This is a genomic window from Comamonas sp. 4034, from assembly GCF_050434545.1.
GTDB classification, from domain to species: domain Bacteria; phylum Pseudomonadota; class Gammaproteobacteria; order Burkholderiales; family Burkholderiaceae_C; genus Comamonas; species Comamonas odontotermitis.
Genome location: NZ_JBNDIT010000003.1, coordinates 256,634 through 278,354, shown reverse-complemented (window position 1 = coordinate 278,354; position 21,721 = coordinate 256,634). Strand labels below are relative to the sequence as shown.

Here is a 21,721-nt window from a genome sequence, read left to right as displayed (position 1 = left end):
GGCTATGGCTGCGCCAGTGCTTGTCTGGCAAACCAGGCACCGGCAATCGAAATCCGAAGCGCGTTTGAGGCCAGGTTGGCTGTGCTTGGCAGCAATGGAAAACTGTCTTCTCACAGACATAAACCAATGAGACGCACAAACCCGGAACCCGTTTTCAAAAAATATTTGAAAAAATTGAAAGGCCGCTGCTGCCAAGACCTGGCAAATCGCCTATGCCTTGGCCTCAATAGACGTCCACCATGGCAGCCTTTGCTCGATCCGCACGGGCAGGGCCAAGCTCAGCATCTTCAGCGCCCGGTCGCTGTCCTGGGCCGGGAAGCTGCCGTACACCTCCAGGTCCGCTACTGCATCGGCAACTCCCAGATAGCCTTTGCGATAGCGCCGCATCTCCACGACGAATTCGCGCAACGGCAGGTTGTTGGCGATCAGCCTGCCCTGCGTCCAGGCCTGCCGAGCGGAGTCGGCGATGTCTGGCTGCTCAATGCGGGCCCTGGTGAATCTCGTCCGCTGGCCAGCGGCCACTACCAGAGTGCTGCCACTATTGGTAGTGCACACCTCCACCGCACCTTCAAACACGGTCAGCTCCGTCGCCGAGTTGCCCAACTGCACGTTGAAGCGCGTGCCCAGGGCTCGCATCTGGCCATCCGTGGTTTGCACCAGCAAGGGGCGCGCATCATGCGCGGTGGTCACAAACACTTCGCCGGCCAACAGCACAAGGCGACGCTCGGATGCGCCAAAGCGCACATCAACCGCACTGCCGGTGTTGAGCCACAGCGTGGATCCGTCAGCCAGTCGCATCTGCTTGAGTTCACCGGTATGCGTATGTGCATCGGCCCCCCAGGCCATCACCTGATCTGGCAACCAGCCCTGGCGCCAGCTCAGTGCTCCTGCCAGACCGCCCGTTGTCAGCAAAGCACAGCTGGCGAGCACCCTGCGGCGGACACGCATGCGCTGATTTGCCGCCTGCAGCCCTTCCGCAGCTTCGCGAACATTGGGCAGAGCTCGCACGGGCTCGAACGCGCGGCTGATCTCCTGCACCTGTTGCCAGGCCAGCGCATGGCCTTCTGCCGCGGCCAGCCAGGTTTGCCAGGCAGCACGCTCGCTGGCGCGGGCCTGGCCATCGCGCAGGCATGCATACCAATGGGCCGCCTGCTGCAGTTGCTCATGCGAAGGCATGCCTGGCAACGCTCGGTCTTCATCGCTCACGCCTGTGGCTCCTGTTGCAACTCGGTCGCCGTCTGACGGGCGCTCAAGGTCAGGCAGCCAAGCATGGCTTGCGCCACGTACTTGCGCACCATGCGGCCGGAGACCCCCAGTTCGGCGCCCACTTCGTCATCGGTCATTTCGCACACCACCGCCAGGGTAAAAGCCCGCGCGGCTTTGGGCGAGAGTGCGCTGAGCATGTGTCCTATTTCTTCGAGCGCCTGCAACACAATGGCCTGTCGCTCGGCTGATGGGTAGCTGGCCTCGGGAGTCGAGGCCAGCATGTCGAGCCAGGCGCGCTCGATCTCCTGGCGATGCCAAAGATTGATGCACAGGTTCTGCGCCGTCACACGCAAATACGCCCGTGTCTCCCCGGCACTGGCAAAGCTTCGGCTGCGCTGGCCGGTAAGCAAGCGCAAAAAGGTATCGTGCGCAAGATCTGCCGCCTCTGCGGCCGAATGCAGCCGCCGGCGGAGCCAGCCCAGCAGCCAGCCATGGTGGTCAACGTAAAGCGCGGCAATCTCTGTGTGGTTTGAATGGAAGACCATGGATCTGGCAGGTATGCCGCCGCAGTGTGGCGGCATAAATATTAAACAAGAATCATTTTCATTTGATTGTATTCAAACCTAATACAGATTCGGTCGCTGGGGTCAGGAACCAAGTGCCCAAAGGGCAACCAATTCTGCGCAGCAAGGCCAGTGCAACTTCAAGTGAGTTGCCAGCCGCCGCCCAATGCCTTGTACAAGGCAACGCTGGCCTGCAGCCGCTCCAGGCGCATTTGAATCGCCAGGTCGTGCGCGACAAAAGACGCGCGCTGTGTCTCCAGCAGCGTCAGCATGGTTTCGGCCCCTGCACGGTAGCGACTCTGGGCCAGGCCAAGCGCGCGACGCGCTTGCGCCAACTCCTGCGCCTGGGCTTGCTCCTGCTGCTGCGCACCATGGCTGGCATCCAGCGCGATTTGCACATCACCGTAGGCCGCCATAATCGCCTGGCGATAGCTGGCCAGCAGTTCCTGCCGCCGCGCCACTGCTGCGTCCCGCTGGGAGGCCAGCCGACCGGCATCAAAGATGGGCGCAGTCAGTCCAAGCGCCAGGGACAGCAATGGACGATCCAGCAATCGACGCAGCGATTCAGGCTCGGACACCACGCCGGCCGACAAACTCAGCCGAGGCAGCATGGCTGCTCTGGCTGCCTGCAGATTGGCGCCCGCGGCCTGCAGCTGTGCCTCGGCGCGCGCAATGTCTGGCCTGCGCGTGAGCAGCTCAGTCGGCGCGCCAGGTTGAATCTGCGGCACAGCCAGGTCGAACACGCTATCTTGCTCAGGTGCTTGCACAGTCCAGTGACCGGATAGGACGGCCAGAGAAGCGCGAGCTACCGCCTCTTGCTGCTCTACTGCGGCCAGGGTGCGTTGCTGGGCAGCGACCAACCCACGCTGCTGCGCCAGGTCCAGCGAAGTGGCAGCGCCCAGACGTGCTTTGGCCTCCACCAATTGGAGCAGTCGCTCGGCGATCTGCAGACTCTGCTGTGCCATTGATACCCGCTCGCCAAGGGCTACACATTGCAGCCAGGCATTGGCCACCGCTGCCGTCACGCTCAATTGCAAGGCCTCGCTGTCATAAACACTTGCCTGCCACAAGGCCTGAGCGGCTGTACTGCCGCTGCGCAACCGCCCCCAGAGATCGAGCTCGTAGCTGGCCGTCAGCGCGCCGCGCCAACGCTGGCCATCACTTTGGTCGCCATGGCCCAGGGTACGGGTTCTGGCGGTCCTCAACTCCGCGTTCAGTTCTGGCGAAGCATTGGCTCTGACTTGCTCGGCTTGCGCCCTGGCCTGCGCTACCCGGGCCACAGCCCCCTGCATGTCCAGGCTCTGGGCCCGTGCCTGCTCCACCACGCGGTTGAGCTCGGAACTCCCAAAGCCGAGCCACCAGTCCTCGTTCAGCACATCGCGAGGCAAACCCTGGGTAGCAGGCCATCGCGCCGGCATCTCCGCGTGCTGCAGGGGCACCGGCAACAACTCCTCCTGCGGCATGCTCATGCAGCCCGACAAAAGCACCGCAGCTGCCAGGGCATTTGCTGTCTTCATCATCACCATTTCCTACTCTCCCGCCAGTGCACGCACTGGGTCCAGGCGTGCTGCGGTTTTTGCCGGCATGTAACCAAAAAAGAGGCCAATCGCCACGGCGCAGGCAAATGCACCCAGCATGGCCCGTACCGAGAACACCGCCGGAACGCCCAAGACGACCAGCGTCGCACCGATCATCAGACCCGCCAGCAAGCCCATCACCCCCCCTACCAAGGTGACCATGCTCGCTTCGGTCAGGAACTGACGCAGGATGTCACGCTGCCGCGCGCCCACAGCCATGCGAATGCCAATTTCGCGGGTGCGTTCGCGTACCGTCATCAGCATCACGTTCATCACACCAATACCACCAACGACCAGCGAAACGGCGGCAATCAGTCCCAGCATCACCGCCATCGATTCACGCGTAGCCGCCTCGGCCTGAATGCGCGCGGCCGCATTGCCAATGCCGAAGTCTTCGCGACCACCATGCCGGGCCAGCAGCAGTTGCCGGATGGCCTTCTCGGCGTCATGCACCTGCTCCGATGCCATGGCCTCGACCACTACATAGTCGGGCTGGGTCTGCGTCTGGTACACCCGCGCACGGCCCGACTGGTACGGAATGAACACCATGTCGTCATAGTCCTGCGCGCCAGAATCCGCACCGCGCTCGCTCATCACACCAATCACCTCGAAAGCCGAGTTGTTGATGACCAGCTGCCTTCCCAATGGGTTGGGGGTGTCCGGGAAAAAGTGCGCATGTGCCTTGTGGCCGAGTACCACCAAGGGTGCCAGATCACGATCTTCCGCCCCTGTGTAGTAGCGGCCTTGGGCCAGCTTCCAGTGGTGCACCAGCGGCATTTCCTCGCTGGCGGCAAATACGTAGATCTGCTTATCGGCTTTGCCGTACCGTACGGTGACCGGATCACCAATCACCGGCATGACGCGGCGAATCTCGGCCAGCTCACGCACAGCCGCCAGATCTTCCTCGGTCAGTTGCCCGGCCGGCCCGCCAGTGGACGGCGCCTTGCTGCCCATGTAGAGGATGGCAGTGCCCATGGTGCCCATTTGCTCGACCACCTTGCGCCGCGCGCCCTCGCCGATGGCCAGCATGACAATTACGGATGCCACGCCAATCACAATGCCCAGCAGAGTCAGGCAGGTACGCATCGGGCTCATGCACATGCCGCGCCAGGCGCTGCGCGCAGCTTCTGCCACTTCTGCAAACCAGGTGCGACCGCTCGATGTACTGCCCTTGTGCGACTCAGCCAGGTCGGGCATGGTCAGCAGGCCTGGCTTCAAACCCGCTGTGCCATGCGCCGCGGTGTCGCTGACAATGCGCCCGTCGCCGATCTCGATGATGCGACGCGCCTGCGCTGCCACCCCCCGGTCATGTGTGATCAGAATGATGGTGTGGCCTGCATCGGCCAGCTCGCCCAGCAATGCCATCACTTCGGCACCGCTGTGCGAATCAAGGGCACCCGTGGGCTCGTCTGCCAGAATGATGCTGCCGCCATTCATCAACGCCCGGGCGATGGACACGCGCTGCTGCTGTCCGCCGGAGAGCTGGTTGGGCCGGTGCTCCAGCCGCCCCTGCAGCCCCAATCGCACCAGCAAGGCTTGTGCGCGCTGTATGCGACGCTCTTTGGACAGGCCGGCGTAGATGGATGGCATTTCCACATTCTCGGCAGCGCTTTCGCTGGCAATCAGGTGGTAGCCCTGAAAGACAAAACCGAAGGCTTCACGTCGAAGCCAGGCTCGGGCATCGGCATCGAGCTGTGCGACATCCTGCCCCTGAAACCGATAGCAACCTTCGCTCGCCCGGTCAAGACAGCCCAGAATGTTCATCAGTGTGGATTTACCCGAGCCCGAGCTGCCCACCACAGCAACAAACTCGCCAGCCCGAATCTCCAGATCGATGCCGTGCAGCACCGTCACCGGCGCCTGGCCGCTGCCCTCGATGCCAAAATGCTTGCGGATACCACGCAGCGATATCAATGGCACGGTTGTGGCTGCGTCTGGCACCGTGCTCACCATTGCAACCATCGCAAGCCACCGTCGCTGCGGCTCTCGCCCACCACCAGCCGATCGCCTTCATCCAGACCTTGGAGCACCTCCACCTGATGCCGGCTGCGCACCCCCAGCTTCACCGTACGCTCCTGCGGCACCTGGTTGGTGCCCAGCAACCGGACCGTCTGGCTCTTGCCATCGTCGCTAGTCCGCACTGCCGTCAAAGGCACCGTCAGTGCCTGATCGGCCTTGGCGGTGACAAATACCACTTGCGCGGTCATCTGGGGCATCAGTTCCGCGTCCTCGTTGTCAACATCGAAGAGTACGGTGTAGGTCACGGCCTTGGTGGCAGCCGCCGGTGCGCCCGCACCAGCGCTGGCCGGTGGCGTGCTCACCGGAGGAGCTGGCAGTACCTGCCGAACCTGGCTGCGCCACCTGCGTGGCTGCTCCAGACCCGCGCTGCCCAACGTGGTGAAATAAACCGGCATGCCACTGCGCACACGGCGCACATCGGCCTCGGAGACATCGGTCCATACCGTCATCGAGCGGAGATCGGCAATGCGCAGAATGTTTGGCGTCTGGTAGGTCGCGTTGAGCGTTTGCCCTTCACGCGCATCCACCGCCACCACGGTACCGGCCATCGGTGCATAGATACGGGTATAGCCCAGCCGAGCCTCATCGGCCTTCAAGGTGGCCTGCGTCTGCTGCATCTGCGCCTTGATATGGTCGATACGGGCGGTAGACCCATCCACCTGTGCCTGCGCAGTCTGCACATCTTCCTCCCGCGTGGCCTGCTCGGCTGCCATCTGCTGCTGCCGCTCCAGCTGCTGGTGCGCCAGTTTGAGCTGCGCCCTCTGCTCGGCCATCTGCGCGTGCAGGCTTGCCAGTGATGCGCGCCCGGCATCGACGGTGGCCCGCTGCACGCTGGGATCGATCTCCACCAGCAATGCGCCCTTCTCCACCTGCGCGCCCGGACTCACCATCAGGCGTGTGATCTGCCCGGACACCTGGGCGCCCACATCCACATAGGTGCGGGGCTGCAAGGTACCAATGGCAGTGACGGTTGCCTCCACTTCACCGCGCACCACCGTCGCTGTCTGGTATTCCACATGCGGCCGGCTTCCCCACCAGGTGGCTGCAACGGCAGCGCTGACGCACACCAGCGCCAAAGCGAAAACGCCCCAGCGTTTGCCCTGTCTCAAAATCATGGACCTTGTACTTTCAAGAAATGGGTGCCTGACTGCGCCTGCCTCTGGCCACCAGTCAGCAGGCGCCTCAAGCGATTTCGGGCGCTAGCGCGCCAACAGCCACAGACTGGCGCCGCCGCCAAGCGAGGCAGCTGCCGTTGCCAGTCTTGCAAGCCAGCGTGGAGACAGCGCCAGGCCGGCAACGGTCAACAGCGCGCCCAGGCTCCAGAAGCCCAGCACGAAAATGCTGCTCATCGTTACGCTCCAACCCGTAACGGCTGGCCACCAGACGGCCGCCAGCAATACCGCCCCACACAGCCTCAGCCAGCGGCGTGTTGCCACGGGCACTTCGTCCGCTGCCTTCCATTGGGTGTAGTGGCGGTCCATGGCCAAAGCCAAGGCAGTCATGCCCCCAAGCGCCCAGGCGGTGGCCAGCAAACCAGCTTGCCAGACGTTCATGACAGCCCTTTCTGCTCGGCAGCGGCCACCGTCACAGTGGCCGCTGGCAGCGTCACGTTTCGCCGGTTGCGCACGGTGATGGCTGGTGCACGCCGCATCCGGTGCCACGCAGCAGCCGCCGCCAGCCCAAAGGCCACCACGGTCAACTCGACACCAGCACTCTCCCAATCGCCCTCTTGCACATATGCCAACAGCTGGTCGCCGGTGGTCAGTACATTGAGCACCGGCAGCAACAGGCACAGCGCCGCCAACAGCGCCATCTGCTGGCGCCACGCCAGGGCGGGAGGACGCAGCCAGGCGTGCACCAACGCCAGCAACCACATGACAAAGAACACCGCCAGCTCCCAGTCGTCGCGATGCGTCAGCCCCAGTGGCACCAGGCGGTTCGCCCACAGATAGCCGATGCAGGCAATGCCCAGACCGGCGATGGCGGCCACGTTCAGTCCTTCGATCAAACGGTATACCTTGGCAGAGGCACCACCAAACTCCGTCAGGTGCTTTCCTCGGCGCTTGACCACGAACAGGATGGCACCCGTCGCCATCATGGCGCTGCCTGCCATGCCGCAAACAAAGTACAGCCACTTGAGCAGCAGACCGCCCGAGTTGACCATGTGCAAGCTGCCAATCACCGACTGTGTCAGCGCAGGCGAGCCCCCTTCGACCCCGCCCGGTTGGCGCAGCTGCAACACCTCCGAGCTGGCAGCCGAGAACATGACCATGCCAGTGGTCGGGCTCAGGCGTCTGCGCAGCTCTTGCGGATCATTCCAGCCATAGACTCCCACGCGCGCTGCGGCGTCACCCGGGTAGTCCACCACCACGGCGCGCACGGGCTGCCCCATCAACTTCTGACCACGCAACACCAAGGGCTCCAGGTTTGGCACCGCCATCGGCTGGCCCGAACGCTGTGGTTTGCCCGGCTCATTGAGCCTGGTGACAAAATCCTTGCGCGCCGCCTCGTCCGCACCAAAGTACGTCACCATACCGGCAGGCAGAAATGTCAAGCTCGACAATGCCAGCCCGGTATAGGCAATCACCAGCTGAAAAGGGAGGGTCAGCACGGCTACGGCATTGTGTGCGTCGAGCCAGCTGCGCTGTCCTTTGTGCGGACGGAATGTGAAGAAATCCTTGAAAATGCGACGGTGCGTGATCACCCCGCTCACCAGCGCCACCAGCATCGCCAGCGCAGCGGCTCCCACGATCCACAAACCGATCTGGCCGGCGTGCAGTTCATAGTGAAAGGTGACGAAATGGTGCCCGCCCAAGGTTTGCCTCTGCCGGGCACCAGGCTGCGCCTTCAGCTCCTCGCCCGTCAGGGGATCGAGCTGGGCCGCCGCGTACTGGCCCTTGGCATCAAACCAGTAGACGCGCAAATCGCCTCCGCCTTGGGGATCGGCCGGCCATAGCTCCCACATCGTTGCACCCGGATGGTGCCTTTCCATATAGGCCAGACCCCACTGCAGGCGCTGGCTCAGCGAAACCGCGGGCACACTGGCTTGCGCATCTGCGGCCTTGGCCTCGTCTGCGTGATGCTCAGGCGTCATCCAATGGCTGATCGACTCCTCGAACACCGCCAGCGTACCAGTGAGAAACACCGCAAACAGCAGCCAGGAAAACCACAGTCCGCACCAGGTGTGAAGCCAGGACTGGGCCTGACGAAAACCGCCTTGCCCTGCCCCAAAGGATTGTCTGGACTGCACCATCAGCGGCCTCCCCAGTGCACCAGCAATGCAGCAGTGCCCAGCATGAAGGCCAGCAAGCCCAACAGCACACCCCAAATGCGGCGCGGCGGTACCGGCGAAAAAGCCCATACCACGACCGCCACGTACCACGGCCAGCTCGTTTGCATACCGCCCAGAATGGTCTGCGTGCGCTCGGCACTCATCGCACCGCACAGCACCACCCAGGCGCTGACCAGTGCATACCCCCCGCATACGGCTGCTGCGATGCGCGAGACCAGACTCCAACCTGATGACGAGTCAGCAGATGACACCATTGCCCAGCCCTCTCAGAACTTGCCCTTGAGCGACACGGTGGCCGTGCGTTTCTCACCATAAAAATTGCCGTAGCCCGCATAGCCGACCGTGCTGTAGTAGGTCTTGTCAAACAGGTTTCCCACATTCAGCGCAACGCTCCAATCCTTGTTGATGGCATAACCCACCCGCGCCGACCACACGGCATAGCCCGGTGCGCTGAATTTGTACGCGCGCGAGGGCCCGTCGTAGCGGCCACTCACCGGGTTATAGGCATTGAGCGTTCCCGAGCGGTAGTTGGAGCTTTGCGCCACCACGCCGCCGCCCACACTCCAGCCGGCAAGCTCCCCGTCCAGACGGTAGTCCGCCCAGGCCTTGAACAGGTGACGCGGAGTGGTGGTGCTGAACTGCGCATCGTCCTTGCGCCGGTCTTCGTTGCTGTTGTAGGTATAGCCCACGGCCAACTGCAATTGCGGTGTGATGCGCCCCGTCAGCTCCAGATCAATCCCCTTGCTGAGTTTGTAGCCGTCGCGGAAATAGCAGCAGCCGCCGCGCCAATCGGTCTGCGGATAGGCAGGGTCATAGACCGCCTCCCCCTTCTTTTCCGTATGGAACAACGCCGCACTCGCAATCATGCCGGGCTTCACTTCGCTCTTGATGCCCAACTCATAGGTGCGGCCGCGCACCGGGTCGAGTGGCGCACCCGGCAATGGCGCAGAGAACTTGCCAGCCTGCGACTGGTAGATCTCGGCCGTGCTGAAATACACGTTGGTGGTTTTCGTCAGCTCATGCACCAGGCCTGCGTAAGGCACCACCACGTGTGATTCGCGGCTCCTGGCCGTTTGCAGGCCATCCATATCGTATTGATTGTTGCGATCCTGCAGCACGTAGCGCCCACCCAGCACCACCGCCCAGCGATCAACGGGGCGCAAGCGCACCGAGCCATACAGGCCCGATTTCTGGGTCTGCTGCCGCGAGCCGCTCGTCCAGTCCCCCAGCGGGTAGCCGGGATCGACTGGCGGCACACGATCGAATACATCAGCAGGGCCAATGCGCGGCCACAGACTGCGCGAATGGTTGCTGGTGCGTTGCTGGTCGATCCCCAGGATCACATCGTGCTTTTTGCCCCAGGCATCGAAGGCGCCCTGCAGGTTCAGATCGAAACTTGTCTCGCGCTCGCGCGACTTGGCCTGATGAATCCACCAATCCGCCCCCAACAGGGAGCCCGGCTCCGGCGCGCTCTCTATCTCCGCAGCGTTCACACCTTCGTTAAACTGGGTATGGCGCAACTGGCCCTTGATCAACCAGTTGTCGTTCAACTGGTGCTCCAGCTTGGCAAACAAAGTCTTGTTTTCCCGGTTCATCCAGTTCCAGGGTGCGCCAAAGTTGGTATCGCGCGGCAGACCAATGTCCGATCCATCTGCATAGCGCGGCAAGCTCGCATTGAAGCCGGTATTGCGATCCTTCTGATAGCTGCCACCCAGGGTGAAAATCGTCTGCGGCGTTATGTCCAACTCCAGCGCCCCATATAGCATCTGCCGTTTGACACGCGAGGGATCTGCCATCTCGCGCCTGTCATGGTTCACCGCTACAAGCCGCCCGCGCAGGCTACCCGACTGATTCAGGGCACCACTGGTATCCAGCTCGGCCCTGTAATTGTTCATGGTGCCGCCCGAGAGCATCACCTGCGTCTGGCGCTGGGCCAGCGGCCGCTTGTAGGTGAAATTGAGCACGCCGCCTGCATCGCCCGCGCCAAACAGGCCATCGGCGCCGCGCAACAAGCTCACGCTATCGAACTGCGCCATATCCAGGCTTCGGGTGCCTGCCCGCGTCGATGCAGCAGCCCCCCCATCAAAACGGATGTTTGTGATCGCCATGCCGCGCGATAGATAGCTGGTGTCCAGCCAGCTCTCCTCGCGGGTCACGCCAGTGGTGTAGTTCATCACATCATCCAGCGTACGCATGGCCTGATCGTCCATGCGCTGGCGTGTTACCACGGTCACCGACTGGGGAATCTCGCGCAGCGACTGCGCTGCCTTGCCCACTTCCACCCCTTTGGCCATGTACGAATCAGTGCCCTCACCGTATACCGTGGGCACTGCCTGGTCCTGGACTTTCACCACCGACAGCGTGGCCTCCTCCGCTTCGCCAGCAGTTCGCTGCGCGAATCCGGCTTGTGGCACGAGACAAATAACAGCGACGGCGATAGCGGTGCTGCGAAAACGAAAAGGCAAAACCCCGCCTGCGGGGTGGTACAAGCGTTCCAGCATGAGCAACTCAGAAACAAACAGAGGGCTTTTGGCGACCTGATGTGGTCGACCAAGAGGCATGGCGCTGTGGCTGGAACGGAAACCGTATGGGGGCTGGCAGCAATTTTTAACGAGAATACATCTCATTCAAAAATCACGGCGGATTGTAAAGAAAACTCCCAGGGATTGCTACTGGTTTTTGATTTTCCCCACTTATTTTAAAAGCCAGCTTGCCAGAAGATAGCCGTGAGCAATCGCTTCAAGCCGTTGCTGCTGCTCAATGGATCGGGCTCCAACACAGCGCACATTGAAAACGGGTACTGGTGTAGTAAGTTCAGATTTGCGCTCCACATCTGAACTGAAACCCACCATTGGGCTGGCTGCGATGCCCCACCTCATCTGAAGCCAGCCTCGGCAAAGGGCGAACAGGCGCTTTCGACTTGATGCCCCGATTTCCGATCAGATGGCAAGCATCTGCCCTGCAGCCTGAGCGATCCAGAGACCCAACCCTGCATTGGCGCAAATGCCCTACCATCTCCGATGGGTCGGATCTTGGATTGACTGCAACACCCGCAATCTAGTTATTCCCTCCGCTCCCGCCGCCACCGCTGGACTGGCAGAAATACGGAATCGTCCATGTCTGTGTTGGCGAAAGGGTGCTTCCAAACCCATAGCCTTGTGGCGCGGTCGCAGTAATGGTGACAACGCCAGACCCAAGAGCCAAGGCATTGGTCAGAACACTGTTGGCATCATATTCAGGCTGCGTCGCCGAACGCGTGTAGGTGAAGTCGGTCACCATACCTGACACCGCAGGATTGGTAGCAGGGGGCGTAGCCAGCAGCGGGGCAAAATCAGTCACGGAACCACTGGAGGTGCCGTCAGTTGCCGCCCATGAAAAGCTGTCAATCTGGGCATTCGTGTCACATCCCGATGTCGGCTCACTTGCGACCTCGATAGGGATAACGACTGGGCACACCGCTTGTGTTGTGCACGAGGCACCAGGTGCCAACTCGGAACCCACGACACAGGTGCCTGTCTCAGACGTGTTTCCATTGCTGGTAATACGCATGCGCTTCCCACTTGTATTGCTGAGAGTGACAAGTGGCGAAGGTGACGCAAAGGAAATTTGGGAGTCCGCCATGGTTCCACCATTGGCATCGCCAAGCTCATAGAGCGCTGCAGCCCGAACAGCGGCGATGAGGGAGTTTTCGCTATGCACAAATGCCGTCATCGCGCCCACAGCCAGAAGTACGGACAGCACTTTGCCTGCACTGATCCGACCACGATATTTCCAGGCAACCGGTCCGAACACAGCAGCCAGCAAACCCACACCGAGCATCGACAGCCCTGGTACAGGCGAAACAGCAGCAGACGGCGGCACTACGACCGGGGCGTAGCCCACAGAAATCTGACAGGCGTTGGGAACCGATTGAGCCCAAGCGGGCAAGGTATTGGCTACGGCAAAAGCAAATACCCCAAGGAGCCTCCACGGCTTGGCTACTGGCATTGGATTCGATGTAGAACGCATCACCGCATCTCCTCATTTTTAAAAATGTTATAAAAACTCGAATATATATATTTTCATATTATTAATATATTAATTAACAAAATTTAATAGATTATCTATATTTATCAAATATTTAAGCATTCGCTGAAAGTATCGGTAAAACTCACCTACCCTCCCCGGAGCTGGCTGCCCCCTAGGATGAGACTCTTTCGGCATGTGTGATTCCAACCAGTTGCGGGCCGGATTTGTGCAACACTTCTGAAAAGGTGTACCCATTCAACGACGGCAATTGCCGTCACTGCCCTGTGGCAGGTTCTTCTCTCTGAAATCCATGCTGGCCGACAATGGGAAGGTTCGCGGCACATCAAGGGCAGGACTCGACACCAGTGGTATCCCCCAATGACCTCTGTTGATAGCGTTCATTCCAGAAACCCGGAAGATGGCGAATGCGTTGGATATTTGGGCGGCGCATCCCGCACCCAGACTCCACAACCACCACCCCCACATGCGCCCCGGGCCTGGCGATGATCTCGGAGATCAGTGGGCCTACGCTGCGGCGCGAGACCACAGTACCCTTGAACGGCCCATTCCTGCTGGTCAACTCATAGTCGACCTCGTCCGCATCCAATCAACCAAGCCGGGCGCACAATGGTGCATGCGAGGCCTGAGGCCTCGAACAGACTGGCCGCGCAGCAGTCTGGTCAGAGGCCCTCTGCGATGGTGGATCGGCTACCTTGGCCAAACCTGCCGGGTACCTCGCCGTAGATGCCGAGCGAAAGCACGGAGACCAGACGCTGGACGCCTGCCGCCGGCATGGCGGCAATCACGGCATGCGCCTGCTTGTCCAGGTCTTCACCGGCCAGATTGGCATAGACGAGATCCTGGCCGACCATGGCCTGCCTGAACAGCTTTCCGTCCAGCACGTTGCCGATCACGGCCTTGGCATTGGTGGGTTCGCTGCCAGCAGGCCTCCCAGGATCACGCAGCAGCAAGGCCTGGCCCAGGTTCCGGTCGCTGACCAGCAGCCTGACAACCCACTGGGCAATCTGGCCACTGGCGCCAAGTATCAATACTTTTTCGTGACCGTGGCGATTTACAGATTGTCCTGGAAGAACGGAACCATCTGCGCCATGGCAATCGCGACTGGCTCGGGCTTGTCGTACAGGTCATAGTGCGACCAGCCCTCGGCGACGATGATGCGCTTGTTGGCCGAAGCGGCACGGCTGTAGATCTCCCAGCCGTCGCGATAGGCGCCAAAGCCGCCGGGCTTGTCACCGATCACCACCATCAGCGGCTGGGTCAGCAGTACCTCCGCGTACAGGAATGCGTCCCAGCCCATGGCAGCGCCGCTGAACGACATTAACTGGCTGGTGGCGCCGTTCGGCTGCTGGCCGCGCGCAGTCTTGTAATACTCGGTAGCTTCCAGCACATCAATGTCGGTAATGCCCGCCTCTCGAGCGGCCTCAACCGATTCGGGAAGCAGATTGGCTGCATCGCGCGGACCGCCCTGGGCCTGGGCCATGCGCATCTGCGCGATGCCAACGGCAAGTTCACGGGGCTTGAACTGGGCAAAGCCTTCGCGGATCAGGCGGCCGTAGTTCACGCCGGTGATGGAGACCAAGGCCTTGATGCGATGGTCGGTAATGGCCGCATGCACGGTGTAGGCACCACCGCCGCATACGCCAATGGCGCCGATACGGTCGGCATCCACAAAGGGCTGCGACTGCAGGTAGTCCACCGCGAAGCGGATGTCGGAGACGCGAATAGAAGGGTCTTCGATGAAGCGAGGCATCCCGCCGCTGGCTCCCTGAAAACTCGCATCGTGCACAAGAACCACGAAACCCGCTTCTGCCAGGCCCTTGGCGTAGATATTTCCGGCCGTCTGCTCCTTACAACTGCCAATCGGGTGGGTGCTGACGATGGCCGGGTACTTCTTGGTTTGGTCGAAGCCTGCCGGCAGATAGAGGTCAGCGGCGATGTCCCAGCCCAGATTGGGGTAACGGACGGTCTGGATGGTGAAACTGTTGTTCATAGTGCAACTCATGAAGGTTGAGGGCGCCAGCACCGATCTCTACTGCGCTGGCAACACGGCTTCAATGGCTTTACAGCCTAGCCTGGAAAAACGGAGCCAGTTGGGACACAGCCTCGTCCACGTACCCGGGCACGTCATACAACGACATATGGTTTGCCCCTTCGACGATATACATCTGCTTGTCCTGGCTGGCCGCGCGAGCCAGCAAGTCGTCGCTCATCCACTTGCTACCGGCCACGCTGCCGGCGATCGTCAGCAATGGCTGGGTCAGGAAGGCCTCGGCCTTGCTGTAAGCGTCGTAGGTGATGATTTGCGTCAGGCTGCGCGCAGTCATGAAGCCAGGAGCGTTGGGGTGTTCGCAGCGCGATGTGTGGTAGTACTCCCAGGCCTCGCGCAGCTCGGCGTTGGGTGCGTCTTCCTCACGCATCGGAGCCAATGGCAAGGTGGCTAGCTCAGCCTTGCTGGCGTCGGCCGTGCGCGCCTGGGAGCCGAAGTCGATGTAGCCCACGGCGTCGGCTCCTTGATGGTGTTTTCCCAGCCGTTGCGGAACATCTGGCCGATGTTCACGGCACTGACCGTGCCCAGCGCCTTGATGCGGCGATCGTTGATGGCGGCATTGGCGCTGTAGCCGGCGCCGGCGCAGATTCCCATGGCACCGATGCGCTCTGCATCCACATAAGGCAAGGTGGTCAGGTAGTCGATAACGGCACTGACGTCTTCGGTGCGGATGGAGGGGTTCTCCAACTGGCGCGGCAGGCCGGTGCTCTCGCCTTGGTACGAGGCATCGTAAGCGATGGTGATGAAGCTGCCGCTCTCGGCCAGCTTGCGAGCATATAGACCAGCGGTCTGCTCCTTTACCCCACCGCCCGGGTGCGAAACGACGACTGCAGGGTACTTCAAGGCCTCATCGAAACCAGTGGGAAAGTGGATGACTGCGGCCATCATGACACCTTGGCCATTGAGATTCTTGAACGTGACCTTGGAAGCTGAGACTGGCATGAAATTCTCCGGTGGCAAACACAAATGTGCAGAAAGATGAAGCATTAGATTGAATGGTAGGGATGCAATTGGATTTGATAAATAGGCTTTCAAAGATATGAGTGATTAGTTAAACTAAACAAATGCCCATTGAACCTTCTCTTGTGTTCTCCCTGACCTGGTTTGCGCACATCGCCCGCCATCGCAGTTTCACCAAGGCTGCTGCAGAGATGGAGGTGACGCGCGGGGCGCTGTCTCAGCAACTCAAGGCCCTGGAGCGGCAGTTGAACGTACGACTGCTCAACCGCACAACGCGGGACATGTCGCTGACCGAGGAAGGACAGCGGCTGCTAGATGTTCTTGCGCCTGCACTGACTGCCGTCGAGCGGGCGGTGTCCGAATTGGGCGAGACACAGGCCGAGCCCTCGGGCCTTATCCGCATGAACACCTCGCGCGTCGCGGCGCGATTGCTGATCGAGCCGCATATGGGTACGTTCCTGGCGCGCTACCCAAAACTGCGGCTCGAATTGGCGATGGACGATGGGTTTTCCAACATCGTGGCAGAAGGGCTGGATGCAGGCATTCGCCTGGGCGAGAGCCTGGATGAACACATGGTGGCAGTGCCCATCACTCCCCCACTTGAAATGGCCATCGTGGGCTCTCCGGCTTACTTTCAGCGGCACGCCGCGCCCGAGACACCCGCAGACCTGGTGAAACACAACTGCCTGGCCTACCGCTTTACCTCTAGTGGCACCATCGACCGCTGGTCGTTTACTTCTCCCAATGAAGAAAGGCGCACCGTGGTTTTCGAGCCGCAGGGCAATGCCGTATTCAATGACGACGACAGCATGCTGCAGGCTGCACTGCAGGGCGTGGGGCTGGTGCAGCACATCGACCTGTGCGTGCGCAGGCACCTGGCGGATGGCTCACTGATACGGGTTCTCAGTGCCTGGTGTCTACCATTTCCTGGCTTCTATCTGTACGTGCCCTCGCGCGCGCAGATGCCCGCCAAGATCCGGGTGCTGATGGATTTCCTGGCAGAGCAGCGGGAGCGGTTGGCACAGCGTTCTGTAGAACATCCTTAGAAAATCTCCCCCTCCCCTGCCGTGGTCTGAACGCGGGCTCGGGCGATCCGCGTACATTTGGCACGGATTCCACAGGGGACCTCTGGCGTCAGCGATGGGAGTTGTCCCCGAGCGGCTGAGGTGCCTGCGGTTCCTTTTCACCAGGGGCATGACCCGGGCTAGGGTGGTCAGGGCTTCCCGGATACGGATGCAGAGGTGGCGGGACGTGCGGATTCTGCTCGTTCGGTTTATGAGGCACCGGCGTGGGCTGATTGGGGAGATCTGGGTTCTCGGGGAGAATCGGGTCTGGGGGCTGAATCATGGCTTGGCTCCTGCGTTCTGTCTTGACTCCAAGTGTGAACCACATGCGTTTGGCGCGATGTAGTCCCATCTCGCGCATGAACGTCTCCGCAGGAACCACATTCCAGGACTGACACCGCGCCGCAGAGTAGTTTCTACAGTCACCTTCGACTCCAGACCGTATACACACCGGCCGAATCTGCCGCGGCCGCCAGACTGCATGCGGAATACAACCGGGGCGCAATGGGCCAGCCTCTCCTGAAACAGCCGGAAGCCAGCGGCGCGCTTCTGCGAAAGATGGATTTAAGCAACATCGCGTGGCCGGAAGGGTTCCTCATCTTTTCATTGATAATATAATTGATAATTATTCTCATTATTAATTCTATTCATGTGGATTGGTATTGTGCTGGCTGCTGTATGCGGCTGGCTTTTTCTTTGTGCCACGCATCGCGTTGATGGCCCGCTACGCGGCTGGCCGGGCACTCTGCTGGGTTCATTGGCGGCCATGCTGGCGGTATGGCTGGTGCATGCCTCCGGGCTGGGGTTGGCCGTCTCCATTGCGCTGGCGCTGTCCGTGATGATCCTGATCCTGCCCTGCCTGAGCTACTGGCAAGCAACACGTCGCCAGGCGAAGAAAGGCGCCCGATGAGTCGCACCGACCAAGCTGCGCCCATCCCGCGCCATCTGCTGTTCAAGGGGCTGACAGGCTTCCTGCTGGGATTTCCACTGGCGCTGTGGCTCAGTTGGCTGCTGATGTATGGCGGCTTGCTGCCCGCTTTCGTACCCGTACGCGACCAGATTGCCATGTGGTTGGCGGTGTTGCTGTGGGCCGTTGCACCATGCGTGGCCTTTCTGGCCCAGAGCCGCAGGCAATGCACGACGGCGCTCCTGTTGGCCAATGCTGCAGCCTTTGCAGCCTGGAAGGTGCTGCAATGAAGGCGCAGACTGTCAAGGACTACCTGGCTGTTCACACCTGGGTCGGAATTCTCTGCGGATTGGTGCTGTATGTGGCCTTCTATGCAGGCGCTTTCTCGATGCTGGAAGCCGAAATCACCCGCTGGACGCAGCCTCCCGCACCGGCCTCCAGCGCCATCAGCAACGACGGCGATGCACTGGCCAAGGCCTTTCTGGATGCCAACCCCGGCATCAAGGGGCGCGTGCGTTTGCGCTGGCCTGGCGCCGACAATGCCCAACCCGCGCTGGCGCACATGGTGCGCGGTGAGGACCCGGTCTGGTGGCAGCTCGGCACGGATGGTCAACTCCTGCGTATGGACAGCATGCCGCGGGATGACGACACCAGCGGTAATTTCGTGGACTACCTGCACCGCAAGGGCGGCCTGCCCATTCCCCTTGAGGTGGCCGAGCCGTTGATTGGTCTCGTCTCCCTTGCCTATGCCCTGGCGCTGGTGTCAGGCGTCGTGGTGCTGCTGCCCTCACTGGTCAAGGATCTGTTCTACCTGCGTCTGGGCGCCAACCTCAAACGCATGTGGCTGGACGTTCACAACCTGCTGGGTGTCGCCAGCCTGCCATTCCATCTGGTGATCGCGCTGAGCGCGGCTGTGTTCGGCCTGCACGACATGGTGTATCTGGCGCAGGACAAGTTCATTTACCAGGATGGCCTGCGCCCCACCGTGGCGCGCGACAGTATTGCGCCGCCCAAGGTGGTTCGTACCGACTGGCTGCCGCCCAGCGAGATCAGGCACCGCGTGCAGCAACAGGTTCCGGATTTCCGGCCTCTTGCGCTGGACTATGTCATGCAGCCGACAGGGACGGTGGCAGTGGTTGGCGGCAGTGACGAGCGCAACTTTCAGCGCGCCTCGCGCTACGGCCTCGCTTTCGTGAATCTGGGCAACGGCGAAATCTATGACCGCAACTACCTGCCGGGAGCCAGCGGCGCCGTCTCCACCGCGCTGCTCAGCAGCCTGTTTTCGCTGCACTTTGGCAGCTATGGCGGCGACACGGTGCGTGTGCTGTACCTGCTGCTGGGTCTGTCGGGCGCACTGCTTTTCTACACCGGCAACCTCCTGTGGATCGAGACGCGCACCAAGCGTGCACGGCGACCGCAAGACGGAGGCGCCATGGAGCGTCCGCGTCACGTGCGCATTGTCTCTGCCCTCACACAGGGCGTCTGCCTGGGTTGTGCCGCTGCGTTGCCAGCCACCTTGGTGCTCGCCCATTGGTTTGCACCCCGCCTGGCCGATCTGAACGTATTGCACCAAAGCGTGTTCTACGCGGTCTTTGCTGCTTGCATCACCTGGGCAATCTGGCGCGGAACCGAGCGTGCAGCACGCAGCCTGCTGTGGTTCACGGCGCTGTGCAATGCATTGGTACCCCTAGCCGTGGCGCTGAGCCCGGGCCCGGATGGCGTGCTGCTGGGTGCAACCTGCATGGTGCTGGCACTGTTCTTTGGCTGGCTGGCCTGGAGACAGCGGTGATGGCAGCGTTGTCACTCAGGCGTACGAATTCATTGAAACCCATTCTCAAATCTCAATCGATTTATTGACAGAAAGCACCTTCCATGAACGCCAATATCCGACGCCGACTGCGACTCACCCCGATTGCGCTGGCCCTGACCGCCGCCGGCACCAACACGCTCGCTCAAACCGCCTCCACGCAGAATGAAGCTGCATTGCCTACCGTAACGGTGCGCAGCAAGTACGAGCGCGAAGATCTACCCAATCGCGCGCCAGGCAACAAGGCGGCGTCGGGTGCACGTCTGGGCATCCTGGGCGCCACATCCATCATGGAAGCGCCCGTGCATGTCAACGCCTACACGCGCGAGTTGGCCGAGGACTGGTCGGCGCTGACCTTGCAGGATGTGCTGGAGAACGAGTCTGCCGTCGTCTTCACCACCAACAAGAACCACATGCTGCAGAACTTCAATCTGCGTGGCCTGGACATGGGAGCCATCGACATCGCCACCAATGGCCTGTATGGCATTGCACCGGCCAACTCGGTGCCCGTCGAGATGTTCGAGCGCATCGAAGTGCTGCGCGGCCCCAATGTTCTGCTCTCGGGCATGCCCCCAGCGTCCAGTGTGGCCGGTACGGTCAACATGGTGACCAAGCGCGCGCTGGCGCAGCCCATTGCCGACCTGACGGTCACCTATGGCTCGCACTCCTATTTCCAGGCGCACGCCGACGTGGGCAAGCGCTTTGGCGACGAAAAGCGCCTGGGTCTGCGCTTCAACGGCGTCTATGGCGATGGCGAGATGGGTGCCAAGGACGAAAGCCAGAAGCGCCAAGTCGGCGCACTGGCGCTGGACTACCTGGGAGACAATGCCCGCTTCTCGCTGGATCTGTACAACAGCGTCAACACGATCGACAACGGCAGCCCCGGCATGTTCAATTTTCTGGGAACATCGGCCATTCCCGGCGTAGGTCGCCTGCTGGATCCGCCCAAGGGCGACACCAACATGTTCCGGGGCACCCATGGCAAGTATGACAACAGCGGCGTGCTGGCCCGCGCCGAGTTCGACTTCAATCAGAACTGGCAAGGCTATGCGGCCGCAGGCGGCTCCAGCTCCGAGGGCCAGGGTCTGATGTTCGGCACCCGCGCCTTTGTCACCGGTGTAGACGGCACCACACGCGGTGCCATCTACAACGTGGACACCCGCTCGCAGCGCCGTACCGCCGAGGCCGGAGTGATCGGCAAGTTCGATACGGGCAGCATCAAGCACAGGCTGCAACTCTCCGCCAATGTGCTGCGGATCACCGAGGGCACCAACAACAACGCCTGCAACTACTGCTACACCACCAACATGTACGACCCGGTCACGCCCGTATTCCCACCGGCTCCGGAGTGGACTGGTTACGGATCTGCGCGCGTGGCCACGAAGAACAACTTCCGTTCGCTGGCCGTTGCCGACACCATGGGATTTGCCGGAGACACCGTGCTGCTGACCATCGGCGGGCGCCACCAGACCGTGAAGATGCCCTACTCCAACTACAGCGAAAGCCGCTTCTCGCCCATGATTGCCGGCGTACTGCAACCCTGGGGCGACAAAGTATCACTCTTTGGCAACTATACGGAAGGTCTGGAGCCGGGCCAGGTCGTGGGTCTGGGCTACGCCAATGAAGGCCAGGCCCTGGCTCCCAAGGTCACCAAACAGGTCGAGCTGGGCGTAAAACTGCAGACCGGCGAGCTGACCCACACCATCAGCGCCTACGAGATCAAGCGCCCATCGTTCATCAGCGTCAATAACGGCGGTACCCTACCCACGCTGACCGGCGACGGCGAGCAACGCCTCAGAGGCCTGGAATGGAGCACCTACGGCAACCTGACCAAGGAGCTGGCACTGCTGGGTGGCATCACCCATATCAAATCAGAGCAGCGCAATACCGGCCGCGACACCTACGGCACCCCCGAGTGGCGTGCCCGCATCGGCCTGGATTGGCAAACTCCGGTACAAGGCCTCAAGGTCGGCGGAAGGATGATCTACACCGGATCGCAATGGTCTGATTCGGGCAACAAACTGCGGGTGCCATCGTGGAATCGCTTTGACCTGAACACCAGCTACGCCACCAAGTTTGGCAACACGCCAGTGCGATTCAATGCCAGCGTGGAAAACGTGACCGACAAAAAGTACTGGATCGGCATCTTTGGCGATGGCTTTGTCATGCCGGGTGCGCCACGCACCTTCAAACTGTCGGCCACCGTGTCGTTCTAAAAAATACGCACTGAAGGTGACCAGACCACGGTGC

At 61.3% G+C, this 21,721-nt stretch carries 19 protein-coding genes; 5 read left to right on the top strand and 14 right to left on the bottom strand.

What is annotated here, in order from left to right; genetic code table 11:
* Nucleotides 1-210: 210 nt before the first annotated feature.
* The 14 genes from ABIE32_RS05485 to ABIE32_RS05420 all read right to left on the bottom strand — a co-directional run bounded on the left by ABIE32_RS05485 (nucleotide 211) and on the right by ABIE32_RS05420 (nucleotide 15,675).
* A complete protein-coding gene (locus ABIE32_RS05485) occupies nucleotides 211-1,206 on the bottom strand; it encodes a FecR domain-containing protein (protein ID WP_429014588.1) in 996 nt (331 codons plus the stop codon).
* Nucleotides 1,203-1,751 (bottom strand): sigma-70 family RNA polymerase sigma factor, encoded by a 549-nt coding sequence (locus ABIE32_RS05480; RefSeq protein ID WP_429014586.1) that lies wholly within the window; start codon nucleotides 1,749-1,751, stop codon nucleotides 1,203-1,205. The genes ABIE32_RS05485 and ABIE32_RS05480 overlap by 4 nt, the downstream gene beginning before the upstream one ends.
* A gap of 158 nt (nucleotides 1,752-1,909) precedes the next feature.
* Nucleotides 1,910-3,286 (bottom strand): efflux transporter outer membrane subunit, encoded by a 1,377-nt coding sequence (locus ABIE32_RS05475; RefSeq protein WP_429014585.1) that lies wholly within the window; start codon nucleotides 3,284-3,286, stop codon nucleotides 1,910-1,912.
* Nucleotides 3,287-3,298: 12 nt separating this feature from the next.
* Nucleotides 3,299-5,299 (bottom strand): ABC transporter permease, encoded by a 2,001-nt coding sequence (locus ABIE32_RS05470; protein ID WP_429014621.1) that lies wholly within the window; start codon nucleotides 5,297-5,299, stop codon nucleotides 3,299-3,301.
* Nucleotides 5,293-6,480, bottom strand: a complete 1,188-nt coding sequence (locus tag ABIE32_RS05465) for an efflux RND transporter periplasmic adaptor subunit (protein ID WP_224152181.1) — start codon at nucleotides 6,478-6,480, stop codon at nucleotides 5,293-5,295. Before ABIE32_RS05465 ends, ABIE32_RS05470 begins: the two co-directional genes overlap by 7 nt.
* 84 nt (nucleotides 6,481-6,564) lie before the next feature.
* Nucleotides 6,565-6,918: a DUF3325 domain-containing protein gene (locus ABIE32_RS05460; RefSeq protein WP_429014584.1), complete on the bottom strand. Its 354-nt coding sequence runs from the start codon at nucleotides 6,916-6,918 to the stop codon at nucleotides 6,565-6,567.
* Entirely contained in the window at nucleotides 6,915-8,618 is a 1,704-nt protein-coding gene (locus tag ABIE32_RS05455) for a PepSY-associated TM helix domain-containing protein (RefSeq protein ID WP_429014582.1), read from the bottom strand. The genes ABIE32_RS05460 and ABIE32_RS05455 overlap by 4 nt, the downstream gene beginning before the upstream one ends.
* Nucleotides 8,618-8,911: a hypothetical protein gene (locus ABIE32_RS05450; RefSeq protein WP_429014580.1), complete on the bottom strand. Its 294-nt coding sequence runs from the start codon at nucleotides 8,909-8,911 to the stop codon at nucleotides 8,618-8,620. The genes ABIE32_RS05455 and ABIE32_RS05450 overlap by 1 nt, the downstream gene beginning before the upstream one ends.
* 12 nt (nucleotides 8,912-8,923) lie before the next feature.
* Nucleotides 8,924-11,158 carry a TonB-dependent siderophore receptor gene (locus ABIE32_RS05445; protein ID WP_429014578.1) on the bottom strand — a complete coding sequence of 745 codons (2,235 nt, stop codon included), beginning with the start codon at nucleotides 11,156-11,158 and terminating at the stop codon, nucleotides 8,924-8,926.
* 556 nt (nucleotides 11,159-11,714) lie between these two features.
* A complete protein-coding gene (locus ABIE32_RS05440; RefSeq protein ID WP_429014577.1) occupies nucleotides 11,715-12,665 on the bottom strand; it encodes a midcut-by-XrtH protein in 951 nt (316 codons plus the stop codon).
* Between the two features lie 680 nt (nucleotides 12,666-13,345).
* On the bottom strand, nucleotides 13,346-13,714 hold the full coding sequence (locus tag ABIE32_RS05435) for an NAD(P)H-binding protein (protein ID WP_429014576.1): 369 nt from the start codon (nucleotides 13,712-13,714) through the stop codon (nucleotides 13,346-13,348).
* 23 nt (nucleotides 13,715-13,737) lie between these two features.
* Nucleotides 13,738-14,676, bottom strand: a complete 939-nt coding sequence (locus ABIE32_RS05430; protein WP_429014575.1) for an alpha/beta hydrolase — start codon at nucleotides 14,674-14,676, stop codon at nucleotides 13,738-13,740.
* Between the two features lie 70 nt (nucleotides 14,677-14,746).
* On the bottom strand, nucleotides 14,747-15,184 hold the full coding sequence (locus ABIE32_RS05425; RefSeq protein ID WP_429014574.1) for a hypothetical protein: 438 nt from the start codon (nucleotides 15,182-15,184) through the stop codon (nucleotides 14,747-14,749).
* Nucleotides 15,124-15,675 (bottom strand): alpha/beta hydrolase, encoded by a 552-nt coding sequence (locus tag ABIE32_RS05420; RefSeq protein ID WP_429014572.1) that lies wholly within the window; start codon nucleotides 15,673-15,675, stop codon nucleotides 15,124-15,126. Before ABIE32_RS05420 ends, ABIE32_RS05425 begins: the two co-directional genes overlap by 61 nt.
* Nucleotides 15,676-15,797: 122 nt before the next feature.
* Here ABIE32_RS05420 and ABIE32_RS05415 point away from each other — a divergent pair, with 122 nt between their 5' ends.
* From ABIE32_RS05415 to ABIE32_RS05395, 5 genes are all read left to right on the top strand, one after another.
* Nucleotides 15,798-16,739: a LysR family transcriptional regulator gene (locus tag ABIE32_RS05415; protein WP_429014570.1), complete on the top strand. Its 942-nt coding sequence runs from the start codon at nucleotides 15,798-15,800 to the stop codon at nucleotides 16,737-16,739.
* Between the two features lie 667 nt (nucleotides 16,740-17,406).
* A complete protein-coding gene (locus ABIE32_RS05410; protein ID WP_224152172.1) occupies nucleotides 17,407-17,667 on the top strand; it encodes a hypothetical protein in 261 nt (86 codons plus the stop codon).
* Nucleotides 17,664-17,954: a hypothetical protein gene (locus ABIE32_RS05405; protein ID WP_429014568.1), complete on the top strand. Its 291-nt coding sequence runs from the start codon at nucleotides 17,664-17,666 to the stop codon at nucleotides 17,952-17,954. The genes ABIE32_RS05410 and ABIE32_RS05405 overlap by 4 nt, the downstream gene beginning before the upstream one ends.
* Nucleotides 17,951-19,453 (top strand): PepSY-associated TM helix domain-containing protein, encoded by a 1,503-nt coding sequence (locus ABIE32_RS05400; protein ID WP_429014566.1) that lies wholly within the window; start codon nucleotides 17,951-17,953, stop codon nucleotides 19,451-19,453. The genes ABIE32_RS05405 and ABIE32_RS05400 overlap by 4 nt, the downstream gene beginning before the upstream one ends.
* A gap of 83 nt (nucleotides 19,454-19,536) precedes the next feature.
* Nucleotides 19,537-21,687, top strand: a complete 2,151-nt coding sequence (locus tag ABIE32_RS05395) for a TonB-dependent receptor (protein WP_429014564.1) — start codon at nucleotides 19,537-19,539, stop codon at nucleotides 21,685-21,687.
* The last annotated feature ends 34 nt before the right edge of the window (nucleotides 21,688-21,721 follow it).

Bases quoted from the DNA above. Each gene is read 5' to 3' on its own strand.
- ABIE32_RS05480 (WP_429014586.1), bottom strand. From the start codon at position 1,751: ATGGTCTTCCATTCAAACCACACAGAGATTGCCGCGCTTTACGTTGAC.
- ABIE32_RS05475 (WP_429014585.1), bottom strand. From the start codon at position 3,286: ATGAAGACAGCAAATGCCCTGGCAGCTGCGGTGCTTTTGTCGGGCTGC.
- ABIE32_RS05470 (WP_429014621.1), bottom strand. From the start codon at position 5,299: ATGGTGAGCACGGTGCCAGACGCAGCCACAACCGTGCCATTGATATCG.
- ABIE32_RS05465 (WP_224152181.1), bottom strand. From the start codon at position 6,480: ATGATTTTGAGACAGGGCAAACGCTGGGGCGTTTTCGCTTTGGCGCTG.
- ABIE32_RS05460 (WP_429014584.1), bottom strand. From the start codon at position 6,918: ATGAACGTCTGGCAAGCTGGTTTGCTGGCCACCGCCTGGGCGCTTGGG.
- ABIE32_RS05455 (WP_429014582.1), bottom strand. From the start codon at position 8,618: ATGGTGCAGTCCAGACAATCCTTTGGGGCAGGGCAAGGCGGTTTTCGT.
- ABIE32_RS05450 (WP_429014580.1), bottom strand. From the start codon at position 8,911: ATGGTGTCATCTGCTGACTCGTCATCAGGTTGGAGTCTGGTCTCGCGC.
- ABIE32_RS05445 (WP_429014578.1), bottom strand. From the start codon at position 11,158: ATGCTGGAACGCTTGTACCACCCCGCAGGCGGGGTTTTGCCTTTTCGT.
- ABIE32_RS05440 (WP_429014577.1), bottom strand. From the start codon at position 12,665: ATGCGTTCTACATCGAATCCAATGCCAGTAGCCAAGCCGTGGAGGCTC.
- ABIE32_RS05430 (WP_429014575.1), bottom strand. From the start codon at position 14,676: ATGAACAACAGTTTCACCATCCAGACCGTCCGTTACCCCAATCTGGGC.
- ABIE32_RS05420 (WP_429014572.1), bottom strand. From the start codon at position 15,675: ATGCCAGTCTCAGCTTCCAAGGTCACGTTCAAGAATCTCAATGGCCAA.
- ABIE32_RS05415 (WP_429014570.1), top strand. From the start codon at position 15,798: ATGCCCATTGAACCTTCTCTTGTGTTCTCCCTGACCTGGTTTGCGCAC.
- ABIE32_RS05410 (WP_224152172.1), top strand. From the start codon at position 17,407: ATGTGGATTGGTATTGTGCTGGCTGCTGTATGCGGCTGGCTTTTTCTT.
- ABIE32_RS05405 (WP_429014568.1), top strand. From the start codon at position 17,664: ATGAGTCGCACCGACCAAGCTGCGCCCATCCCGCGCCATCTGCTGTTC.
- ABIE32_RS05400 (WP_429014566.1), top strand. From the start codon at position 17,951: ATGAAGGCGCAGACTGTCAAGGACTACCTGGCTGTTCACACCTGGGTC.
- ABIE32_RS05395 (WP_429014564.1), top strand. From the start codon at position 19,537: ATGAACGCCAATATCCGACGCCGACTGCGACTCACCCCGATTGCGCTG.